The sequence below is a fragment of the Streptomyces sp. NPDC001450 genome (assembly GCF_053597295.1).
In genome coordinates this window covers 1-10,663 of sequence record NZ_JBSFHY010000002.1, presented here as the reverse complement: position 1 = coordinate 10,663, position 10,663 = coordinate 1, and the positions used below count along the sequence as shown (strand labels likewise).

Annotated in this window: 8 protein-coding genes; 3 read left to right on the top strand and 5 right to left on the bottom strand. The window is 72.3% G+C overall.

The window, feature by feature from the left end:
* The first annotated feature begins 5 nt into the window (after positions 1-5).
* Positions 6-665, top strand: a complete 660-nt coding sequence (locus tag ACWC5O_RS01895; protein WP_450582242.1) for a nucleoside/nucleotide kinase family protein — start codon at positions 6-8, stop codon at positions 663-665.
* Here ACWC5O_RS01895 and ACWC5O_RS01890 read toward each other — a convergent pair.
* From ACWC5O_RS01890 to ACWC5O_RS01870, 5 genes are all read right to left on the bottom strand, one after another.
* Positions 595-2,478: a hypothetical protein gene (locus tag ACWC5O_RS01890; RefSeq protein WP_450582133.1), complete on the bottom strand. Its 1,884-nt coding sequence runs from the start codon at positions 2,476-2,478 to the stop codon at positions 595-597. The genes ACWC5O_RS01895 and ACWC5O_RS01890 overlap by 71 nt on opposite strands.
* 7 nt (positions 2,479-2,485) lie before the next feature.
* Entirely contained in the window at positions 2,486-3,373 is an 888-nt protein-coding gene (locus tag ACWC5O_RS01885) for a carbohydrate ABC transporter permease (RefSeq protein WP_450582135.1), read from the bottom strand.
* A gap of 48 nt (positions 3,374-3,421) precedes the next feature.
* Positions 3,422-4,402 carry a carbohydrate ABC transporter permease gene (locus ACWC5O_RS01880; RefSeq protein ID WP_450582137.1) on the bottom strand — a complete coding sequence of 327 codons (981 nt, stop codon included), beginning with the start codon at positions 4,400-4,402 and terminating at the stop codon, positions 3,422-3,424.
* Between the two features lie 53 nt (positions 4,403-4,455).
* Positions 4,456-5,787: an ABC transporter substrate-binding protein gene (locus ACWC5O_RS01875; protein WP_450582139.1), complete on the bottom strand. Its 1,332-nt coding sequence runs from the start codon at positions 5,785-5,787 to the stop codon at positions 4,456-4,458.
* A gap of 269 nt (positions 5,788-6,056) precedes the next feature.
* Complete coding sequence (locus tag ACWC5O_RS01870) at positions 6,057-7,178, bottom strand: ROK family protein (protein ID WP_450582141.1); 1,122 nt, start codon at positions 7,176-7,178, stop codon at positions 6,057-6,059.
* 261 nt (positions 7,179-7,439) lie between these two features.
* On the opposite strand from ACWC5O_RS01870, the gene ACWC5O_RS01865 reads away from it, so the two are divergent.
* Positions 7,440-8,342: a BadF/BadG/BcrA/BcrD ATPase family protein gene (locus ACWC5O_RS01865; RefSeq protein ID WP_450582143.1), complete on the top strand. Its 903-nt coding sequence runs from the start codon at positions 7,440-7,442 to the stop codon at positions 8,340-8,342.
* Positions 8,343-8,561: 219 nt separating this feature from the next.
* Entirely contained in the window at positions 8,562-10,487 is a 1,926-nt protein-coding gene (locus ACWC5O_RS01860) for a phosphatase PAP2 family protein (protein ID WP_450582144.1), read from the top strand.
* The last annotated feature ends 176 nt before the right edge of the window (positions 10,488-10,663 follow it).

The following is a 10,663-nucleotide window of genomic DNA, read 5'->3' as shown; positions in this document are numbered from 1 at the left end:
GCTGTGTGCCGCTGACCTTCGACGACCTCCTCACCCGCGCCCGTGCCCTCGCCCAGGGCGGGCGGCGCGCGATCCTCGGGATCACGGGCGGTCCGGGCGCGGGCAAGACGACGCTGGCCGAGCATCTGGTGCGCGCCCTGAACGCGGACGGCCCGCCCTGGGTGGTGCACGTCCCCATGGACGGCTTCCATCTGGCCGACGTCGAACTGGACCGGCTGGGCCGCCGGGACCGCAAGGGCGCGCCCGACACCTTCGACGCCGCCGGGTACGCGGCACTGCTGCGGCGGCTGCGCGAGGAGACCGGCGAGGTGGTGTACGCGCCCGGGTTCGAGCGGGTCCTGGAGCAGCCGGTCGCGGGCGCGATCCCGGTGCCGCCGACGGCTCGGCTGGTGGTGACGGAGGGCAACTACCTGCTGCTGGCGGAGGGTTCGTGGGCGCGGGTGCGGCCGTGCCTGGACGAGGTGTGGTACTGCGAGATCGACGAGCAGGAACGGATCCGGCGACTGGTCGCCCGGCACGAGGAGTTCGGCAAGGAGCGCGAGGCGGCCGTGGCCTGGGTCCTGGGGACGGACCAGCGCAACGCCGCTCTGATCGCTACGACGCGGGGCCGGGCGGACCTGGTCGTGCCGCCCGGCGCGCTGCCCTCGCTCGGACGCTCAGCGTGAGTACGGGTTCGCCGGCGGCATCGCCCGCCGGATCCCCGAGCACCGCGGTGAACTCCTCGGTGCGTACCGTCAGCCCCTGCTCGCCGCTGTCGAAGGCGGGTGAGAAGGGGCCGCCGGGCCCGTACCGTACGGCGAACACGTGCAGGCCCTCCGGAGCGCCCGGTGCCGGGTCGGCCTCCAGTGCGGTGGAGCCGACCAGGTGGCGCCAGCCCTCGTCGGGGCTGCCGTAGCCGCGCGGGTCGGCCGCGAGCGCGAACGCCGCCTGTTCCTGGGTGAGTTCGGCGCGGGCGTCGAAGTGGTCGGGGCCGGGGTCCGCCGGATGCGTGAGGCGCAGCCCGCCCGCGCAGGCCACCTCGCCCTCGGCGACGCGGCGCACCCGGTCGCCGTCGTCGGCGGCGTACGGCAGCCCGGACAGCAGGTACGGTGCCCCGTCGAGCCGCTCGACGGCGACCGTCACCCACAGGCTGGTGCCGTCGGTGACGTACAGCGACCGCACATGGCGCAGTACGTGGTCGCGGCCGACGACCGGCTTGGTGACCAGCTTGGCCGCGAGGCCGTCGGCGCGGACGTCGCGGACGCGCACCTCGCCCATCGGGCGGCACAGCAGGAAGCCGTCCGTGACCGGGCCGAACCCGTGCTGGCGGCGCACGGCGGCGGGCAGGTAGTAGGTGCCGGCAGCCTCGACGAGCGAGGGGGTCATGCGGCTGTCGAAGGCGACGGAGACCGTGCCGGAGCGCAGCTGGTGGCGGGCGGGTGCGGTCGACGGGACGCGGTGCCAGCGGATGGTGTCCTGGATCTGCCAGACCAGCATGAAGGCGAAGTGTCCGTCGATGCCACCGTCGCGCTGGACCGCGTGCCGTCCCCAGCGGGTGTCGCCACGGTAGCGGCCCAGGTCCGCGCCGACGCGTGCACTGAAGTAGCGCAGGCCCAGGACGGATTCGAACCCGGAGTGCTGTTCGCTGTAGCGGGGTCCGCCGTTGTCGAAGCCGCCGCTCGTCAGGCGGGCGTCGATGTAGCGGGCGAGCGCCTCTCCGTCCTCGGCGAACACCTCCTCGCCGCTGACCCGGTGGGCCTGGGCGAGGAAGGAGAGGGAGATCGGGCCGTAGTTGTTGTCGTACGCCCCGCCGTGCTCGGGCGGCAGCAGGGCACCCCGGTCGCGGACCCGGTGGGCGCGGATCTCGTCGGCGTACACGGCGAGCGCGCGGGCGTGGACCTGTTCCCCCCGCCCGTCCGGGAGATGGCGGGCCAGCATCAGGCCGCCGACCACACAGCCGATGGCCTGGTTGCCCGCCTCCTGCGGGTTGAAGAAGGTCGCCTCGGTCAGCCAGCGCCAGTAGCCGTGGGCCAGGTCCGTGAGCGCGGTGCGCTGTTCGTCGTCCAGGAGGCCGTCGGCCGTGTCGAGGACGTTGACCGCCTGGAGCAGCGCCCACACCGTGCTCGGCCAGTCACCGATGGGGTGCGCGCCCGCTTCCAGTACGTAACGGGCGTACGGCAGGCCCGAGTCGGTGGCGCGGAGGTTGGGGTAGCCGGGGTTGTCCACGGTGTAGACGCGCTCGCGGAGATGGAAGGCGAGGCTGCGGCGCACCGCTTCCGGCAGCCGGGGGTCCCCGCCCCGCTGCCAGGCGAGGGCGAGCAGGGAGGTGATGCCGAGGGAGGTGTCGCCGATGTCGTCGCCGGCGTCGGGGTGTTCCAGGTTGCCCTCGGGGGTGAGACGGGCCAGGGCCTGCTCGGTGACGTCGGCGAGGACCGCGTCGTACGCCTCGGGGGTGTCCGGGAGGTCGTGCAAGGGGCCGCGCTGGTGGGGGAGATGCACGGGTGGATCAGCCCTTCATGCCGGAGGTCGCCATGCCTTCCACCAGCCTCTTCTGGAAGATGAGGAAGCAGATGAGCGTGGGCGCGAGCGCGATGGTCGACATGGCGAACATTGCGCCGTACGAGGAGCCGCTCGTCTGGTCCAGGAACAGGGTCAGCCCGAGCGGGACCGTGAACTTGTCGTTCTGCTGGAGGTAGACGAGCTGGTGGAGGAAGTCGTCGTACGTCCAGATGAAGGTGAAGATCGTGGTGGTGATCAGGGCCGGCTTCATCAGCGGCAGAATGATCTTCCAGTAGATCTGCAGCGGGTTGGCGCCGTCCATCATGGCAGCCTGGTCCAGCTCGCGCGGGATGGAACGGATGAACTGGACCATCAGGAAGATGAAGAACGCGTCCGTGGCCAGGAACTTCGGCACGATCAGCGGGAGGTAGGTGTTGATCCAGGTCAGGTTGTAGAAGATCGTGTACTGCGGGATCAGGACGGCCTGCGTGGGCAGCATCAGCGTGCCGAGCATCAGGCCGAACCAGATCTTCTTGCCCCGGAACTCGAAGCGCGCGAAGGCGTAGGCGGCCAGCGAGCAGGAGATGACGTTTCCGATCACCGCGCCGATCGTGACGATCAGCGAGTTGGTGACGTAGAGGGAGAAGGAGTTGCCGGAGCCGCTCCAGCCCTCGGAGTAGTTCTGCGGGTGCAGCCGGTCCGGGATCAGCCCGGGGTGGGTGAAGATCTCGGTGTCGGGCTTGAGCGAGCTGCTCAGCATCCACAGCAGCGGGTACAGCATGACGACCGCCACGCCGATGAGCACGGTGTGGATGAAGATGCGGCGGGTGCCGGTGGCCGAGCGGAGCTTCTGCAGCGGCGGCATCGAGGATCGGGGCGGGGTGATGGCGGACATGGGGTGTGAGGACTCCTCGCTCAGGCGTCGAATCGGACTCCGACGACGTCAGTCGTCGTAATGCACCCAGTAGCGACTGGCGACGAAGTTGACCGCCGTGAAGCCTGCGATGACCAGGAACAGCACCCAGGCCAGCGCCGAGGCGTACCCCATCTGCAGGTCGGTGAAGCCCTTCTTGTACAGGTACAGGGAGTACAGCATGGTCGAGTTGAGCGGTCCCCCGGTGCCGTTGCTGATCACGAAGGCGGGGGTGAACGTCTTGAACGCGTCGATGATCTGCAGGACCACGTTGAAGAAGACGATCGGCGTGAGCAGCGGAAGGGTGATCCGGAAGAACCGGGTGACGGGCCGGGCGCCGTCGATCGCCGCCGCCTCGTACACGTCCTTCGGCAGCTGCTTGAGCCCGGCGAGGAAGATGACCATCGGGGTGCCGAACTGCCAGACGGCGAGCAGGACGAGCGTGTAGAGCGCGGAGTCGGGGCTGGAGATCCAGTCCTGGCCCTTGATGCCGAACCAGCCGAGGAAGTCGTTGAACAGGCCGTCGCCGCCGAAGACCTGGCGCCACACGATGGCGATGGCCACCGCTCCGCCCAGCAGCGAGGGCAGATAGAACGCGGCCCGGTACAGGCCGATGCCCAACAGGTCCCGGTTGAGCAGCATCGCCACGCCGAGCGCGAGCGCCAGTTTCAGCGGCACGGAGACGAGGACGTACAGCAGGGTGGCGTGCACCGAGTCCCAGAACACCGGGTCGTCGGTGAACATGCGTGAGTAGTTCTCGGCGCCGACCCACTTGGCGGGCGAGAGCAGGTCGAAGTCCGTGAAGGACAGGTACAGCGAGTCCAGCATCGGATAGACCGTCAGGCCGAACAGGCCGACGAACCAGGGGGCCAGGAAGAGGTACGGCCACAAGCCCCCGCCGCGCCGTCTGGCGGCACGCCGGCGCATCCGTTCCCGCTCGCGCTGGTCGGCGGGGGCCGCCGACGCCGCCGGCGCCTCCCCCACGACCTCGTCGGTCTTGGTGGTGGTCATGCCCATCTTCTCCCTGGCCCTCTCCCGGTGCCTGACTGTGCTGGGGCGGGCGGTCAGCCCGCGAGGATCGACTGCGCCTGGTCGAAGAACTCGCTCAGCTGCGCCTTGACGGACTTCTTGCCGAAGGCGACCGCCAGGTTGGACTGGAACAGCAGGTCCCAGATCTGGTCCGCGCCCTTGGGCGGGGGCACCGGCGCGGGCAGCGCGCCCGCGGCCTTGGAGACCCGCTGGGAGATGTAGTCGGCGTTCGCCATGTTCAGCTTGTCGGTCTCGGTCAGCCCGCCGGAGATCAGCGAACGGGCCTTCTCGGTCGGCGGGATGCCGCGCAGCAGCTGCATGTCCTTGATGGCGGTGGCGTCCTGGGCGAAGAAGTCCATGATCTTCACCGAGTCGGCGACCTTCTTGCCGGCCTTGGTGGCGCTCAGCAGCACACCGCCGTTGACGAAGTTGCCCTCGCGGGCGCCGGACCAGTCGCCCTGCGGGGTGGGCAGGAAGTCCAGCTGGGCGTCGGTGATCGAGCCGCCGGCTCCGTAGACACCGGAGTCGAAGGTGAACAGGGCCTTGCCTATGACGACCGCGTTCTTGGTGAGGTCGTTGTGCGCGGCGGAGGTGATGGCGGGCGGCGGGGAGGCGTGGTCCTTTCGCATCCCGGTCCAGAACTCCCACCACTCCTGAAGGGTGTCGGCGGTGAAGCCGAGCTTCTTGCCGTCGTCGGAGAAGAACTGCTGGCCCTTCTCGCGGGCGAAGATCTCGAAGCACTGGAGGGTGGAGCCGCCGCCGTCGTCGACGCCGTACCGCTTGCCGCCGCTCTTCTTGTAGACGTCGGTCGCGATCTTCTTCAGGTCGTTCCAGGTCCACTCGCGGTCGGGCAGCTTCAGGCCGAGCTGCTCCAGTCCGGAGCGGTTGACGGTGAGCTGGTTGACGCCGATGCCGGACGGGACGCCGTACAGCTTGCCGTCGACGGTGCCGGCGGCGAGGAGCGTCTTGGAGAAGCCGGTCAGGTCGAGGGACTTGCCGACGTAGGAGTCGAGCGGGGCGAGGATGCCCTTGCGGGCGTACTGCGCGACCAGCGCGGTGTCCATCTGCAGCAGGTCGGGGGCGCTGCCGCCGGCGACCTGGGTGTTGAACTTGTCGAAGTAGCCGTCGTAGCCCTGGTAACGGGTCTCGATCTCGATCTTCGGGTTCTTCTTCAGGAAGTAGGCGAGGGCCTTCTTGTACGCGGCGTGCCGCTCGTCGCTGCCCCACCAGGTCATGGTCAGCTTGCCGCTGTCGCTGCCCGCGCCGGTGCCGCCGGCGCAGGCGGCGAGCGTCGAGCCGAGCGCGCCGGCGGCGGCCAGCCCGCTCGCGGTGCGGATGAGGGTTCTGCGCGAGATCTGGTGACCCACCGGGTCCTCCCTGAAGGTGCGTGACGGATCCCGGAGCCGGTCAACTCGGCTCGGGTGCCTTGGTGTTGGAATCGCTCCCGGTACGCGGCCTCGCCCGGCCGCGCACCCCTGACGGGTGCGGTCCCCGGCCCTCACGGCCGTTGCCCAGCGAGCACGCCCTCGCGTGGCTGCCGTACGTCGCGTACGTCGGGACGCCCACCCTCGAGCCGGGGTTCCCGCCCGGCTTAGAAAGCGCTTGTCCGGACATTGGCAGACCGAGTCGGAGGCCGTCAATGCTTCGCCGGCAGGGCCTCGGTCACGGTTTGGACTCCTCGCGCGACCGCGAGCCGGGCCGCGCCGGCGACGGTACCGAGGTCCCCGACCGTGCTGCTGACCACCTCGGTGGGCCAGCTCAGCCGCTCCAGTTCGGCCCGCACACCGGGCAGGAGTTGCGGGTCCGCGCCGGTGCTGCCGCCGAGCACGATCAGTCCGGGGTCCAGCACGGCGGCCACGGCGGCGGCGAGCCGGCCCACGTCGGCGGCATGGCGGCCGACGACGGCGCGGGCCGTCGCCCGGCCCTGTGCGGCGAGGGCGAAGAGCTGCTCGGTGGTGTGGGGGCAGGGGCCGTCGGCGGGCTGCCAGGCCTCCGCCGCCCGACCCAGCAGGGAGTGCGCACCGACGTACTCCTCCAGGGCCTCGCGGCGCGGCTCGCGGTCGTCGTCCCAGGGGTAGGGCAGCCGGGCCAGCTCGCCCGCGGCGCCGTTCGCTCCGCGCAGCACCCGGCCGCCGACGACGATCCCGAGGCCGATGCCCACGCCGATCCGCAGGTAGCCGAAGGTGTGGCGGCCGCGGGCGGCGCCCTCGTGCAGTTCCGCGAGCGCGGCGCAGTTCACGTTGTTCTCGAGGTGGACGGGGACACCGGGCGGCAGCGCGACGGCCATGGCGTCGTAGGCGGGGCCGGCCTTGGCGGTCGCGGGCCGCATGCCCGTGCCCTCCCGGTCCTGTGCGGTGACGTCGCCGACGGCGACGACGATGGTGCGCAGCGGGGCGTCGGCGGGCAGCGCTCCGAGGGCCTCGCGCACGGCGTCGGCGGCGTCGGCCCGGGAGGTGGTGGCCTGGGCGAGCAGGCTGCCGTCGAGGGCGCAGCCGCGTACCCGGGTGCGGGCGGGGCCGAGGTCCACGGCGAGCACGGCCCCTGCGGCCGGGCCGAGACGGTAGACGGCGGCGGTGCGGCCGGTACCGCTGGAGGCCGTACCGGAGTGGGCGGCGAGCCCTGCGGCCTCGAGCTCGGCCACGGCGCCGGAGACCGTCGGTTTCGAAAGGCCCGCGTCGGCCGCCAGCCGGGGGCGGGTGGCGGAGCCGGCCGCGGCCAGGACGGCGAACACCGCGCGGGCGCTCTCGCTCAGGTTCATGCTCTCCCCCAGATTCGAGCCGCAGTCTGCTGGTGAGGGGCGCCGGGATTGCGTGCCTCTTGACGCACTCTACTTCGTTAGTTAATTTCCTAACGAACTCCACGGTACTCGCCTGCCGTGGCCGCCGCCGAAGCCCGTCCCGGGGCTTCCCGACACCTTCTGCAGCCGTTCATCCAGGCGCGGTTCGCCCACCGTCGCAGCACAGCACCAGGGAGCACGGCTCCTGCAGCGCAGCTCCCTGCGGACGACGAAAGAGGATCCGTGCAGGACGTTCCGTATCCCCTCGTGGTCGGCATCGACGTGGGCGGCACCAAGACCCGTCTCCGGGCTCTGGCCGGGGGCGAGCTGGTCGCCGACCGTGTCCGTTCCAGCGGCGGCTGGCGGCCGCACGCCCCGGCCGCCGCCGCGGCCTGGCTGGCCGCACTGCTCGACGACGCCCTGCCGGCCGGTCTGAGCCCGGCCGCCCTCGCCGTGGGCGGGCACGCCTGCGAGACCCCGCGCCAGTGCGCCGCGATCCGGGCCGCCCTCGGCGACGTCCTGGACGCGCCCGCGCTGATCGTCGGCGACGCCGAACTCCTCGTTCCCGCCGCCGGGCTGGAGAAGGGGGTCGGTCTGGTCGCGGGCACCGGCTCGGTCGCGGTGGGCCATGCGGCCGACGGCACGCCGGTGCAGGTCGGTGGCTGGGGCGCGGTCCTCGGTGACGAGGGCGGGTCGGCCGGGCTGGTCCGGGAGGCCGCGCGGGCCTGCTGGGCCGCCCACGACCGCGGCCAGGCACCCGACGCGCTGGCCGCCGCGCTGCTCGCCGCGTTCGAGGTGCCCGAAGTACCCGCGCTCGGCGCGGCGTTGGAGAGCGCCACGGACGCCTCCGCCGAGTGGGGGCGACACGCCCCGGTCCTCTTCTCGGCCGCCGCGGCGGGTTCCCGGCTCGCCCACGAGGTGATAGCCGCCGGGGGCCGCTCCCTCGCCGCGCTCGTCGTCCGGCTCGCGGACCGCGGCCTCGCCGTGGACGACGTGGTGGTCGCGGGCAGCACCGTCCTCGCCCAGCCGCTCCTGTACGACGCCTTCGCCGCCGCGCTCGCCGACGCCCTGCCCGGAGCACGGCCGTACCCGTTGCGGGTGCCGCCCGTCAACGGGGCGGTGGCGCTGGCGCGTTCGATCCTGTGAACGGCGTGCCCCGCGTTCACCTGCCGCACCCGCCCTCGTCGCCGGGGACTCCCCGGCGGGACACGACCCCGCCCTAGATATTCACTCGTTCAACTTCTTTCCCACGGGATCGCACAATCGGGCCCATCGCGGCCCGGTGTCTCGGCCGTGCGCGCCGGGCGGTCCCGTGGGTCATTCCCCGGCCGCCGTCCGGCCGAAGAACTCGAGAGAGGCACACGCATGCCGTCACCCGCCGGGCTCCGCTCCTCCTCGCCGGCCCGTGGAACCGCCCTGGGCCGGCGCGGTTTCCTCAAGACCTCGCTGGGCGTGCCGGCGGGTGTGCTCGCCGCCCCGGCCTTCGCCGCGTGGCTGTCCGCCGCCGACGCCGAGGCCGCCACCGCCCCCGCCGCGTTCGTCGACGACTACCGGACCAACGTCCTCACCAACCTCACCCCCGAGACCAACGCGGTGGTCCGGATCCTCGGCGGCTTCGCCCAGGCGTGGAAGACCGGCCCGGCCTGGGACACCGGCACCCCGCTGCAGCCCGAGGTGCTGCGCGCCAACATGCGCTACTGCGCCCGGATCACCAGCGAGCGCACCGACGCGCAGGCCAGGGAGGCGTTCGTCTACGACCGCCAGCACCAGAGCTACGCGATGATCGCCGGTCTCGGCCCGCTGGCCGGCCTCTACAAGGCGGGCGCCAAGGCGGTCACCTCGATCACCGGCGCGCCCGACGGCACCCCGGCCACCACCGTCGGCGACGCCGTACCCGCGAACGCCCCGGCCGGCTCGGCGCTCGGCGCGGGCGCCCACGACTCCGCGCTCGGCAAGGTCGCCGAGCTGGTCGACACCGTGCGCGGCCCGTACGCCTCCGGCAACCCGGCCAAGTACGCCTACCAGTACCCGCGTCCGTGGCGCATGAACGAGGACAGCGAGGTCGTCGACACCGGCGCGAAGGACCCGCTCGGCTACCCGGTGTACGAGTCCGACGTGGTGGTCGCGCCGCAGTTGCTGCGTCAGCGCGGCACGTCCCCGACCGACGACGGCGGCTTCCCGAGCGGCCACACCAACGCCTTCCACCTGGCCGCTCTCGCCTACGCGTACGCGGTGCCCGAGCGGTTCCAGGAGCTGGTGACGCGAGCCTTCGAGCTGAGCCACACCCGGATCGTGGCGGGCATGCACAGCACCGTCGACGTCATCGGCGGCCGCGTCATGGCCACCGCGCTGGCCGCGGCCGCCCTCGCCGACCCGGCCAACGCCGGACTGAAGGCCGCCGCCCGCGCCCAGGCCCTCGCCTACTTCACCGCGCAGACCGGCACCACCGCCGACACCCTGTACACCTACGCGCACCCGGACACCGACCCGTACGCCGACCGGGACGCGGGCGCCCGCTCGGTCCGGCCCCGGCTGACGTACGTACTGACCCGGCAGGGCCACAGCGCGCCGCTGACCGTGCCGAAGGGCGCCGAGGTGCTGCTGGAGACCCGGCTGCCGTACCTGGACGCGGACCAGCGCCGCGAGGTGCTGCGCACCACCGGGCTGCCCGCCGGATACGTGCTGCTCGACGGCGCCGAGCAGTGGGGGCGGCTGAACCTGTTCGCCGCCGCCGACGGCTACGGCGCCTTCGACTCCGACGTCGCCCTCACCCTGGACGCGGCCGCCGGCGGCTTCTCGGCGGCCGACAGCTGGCGCAACGCCATCGACGGGTGCGGCGGCCTGACCAAGCGGGGCACCGGCACGCTGACGCTGACCGGCCGCAACCGGTACACGGGCGGGACGGTGCTGGAGTCCGGCGGGCTGACGGCCGGTTCCGAGGACGCTCTCGGCCACGGGGACGTGCGGGTCTCGGGCGGCACCCTGCGGGTCGACGAGCGGCTGCGGGTACGCGGCGGGTACGCCCAGGACTCCGGCACCCTGGAAGTCACCCTGCGCGCGGGCTGCAAGGCGCCGCTGGCCGTGAAGCACCTGGCGGTGCTGGGCCGTTCGGCCGTGCTGTCGCTGCGGCTGGACACCGAGCGGCCGCCGGCCGCGGGCAGCACCTTGCCGGTGCTCGACGTGCCCCGGCTGCGCGGGCAGTTCGACCGTGTGGAGGTGAACTCCGACGCGCTGCGGGCCGTACCCGTGTACACGGCAGAAGGTCTGTCGGTACGACTCGTGAAGCGGTGACGCCCCGGTGGCGGGAGCGGTGCGACAGTAGGGCCATGATCCGGCCCCGGCCAGGTCCTGTCGCCGGACTACCGTCGTCCGCTCTCGGCCACAGAGTCCGGCATCCCCGGCTTCACCATCCAAACCCTCCCGAGCGACCGAGGCCTGGTGGCGGTACCGGAGACGGACGAGGACTT

Bases quoted from the DNA above. Each gene is read 5' to 3' on its own strand.
- ACWC5O_RS01885 (WP_450582135.1), bottom strand. From the start codon at position 3,373: ATGTCCGCCATCACCCCGCCCCGATCCTCGATGCCGCCGCTGCAGAAG.
- ACWC5O_RS01880 (WP_450582137.1), bottom strand. From the start codon at position 4,402: ATGACCACCACCAAGACCGACGAGGTCGTGGGGGAGGCGCCGGCGGCG.
- ACWC5O_RS01870 (WP_450582141.1), bottom strand. From the start codon at position 7,178: ATGAACCTGAGCGAGAGCGCCCGCGCGGTGTTCGCCGTCCTGGCCGCG.
- ACWC5O_RS01860 (WP_450582144.1), top strand. From the start codon at position 8,562: ATGCCGTCACCCGCCGGGCTCCGCTCCTCCTCGCCGGCCCGTGGAACC.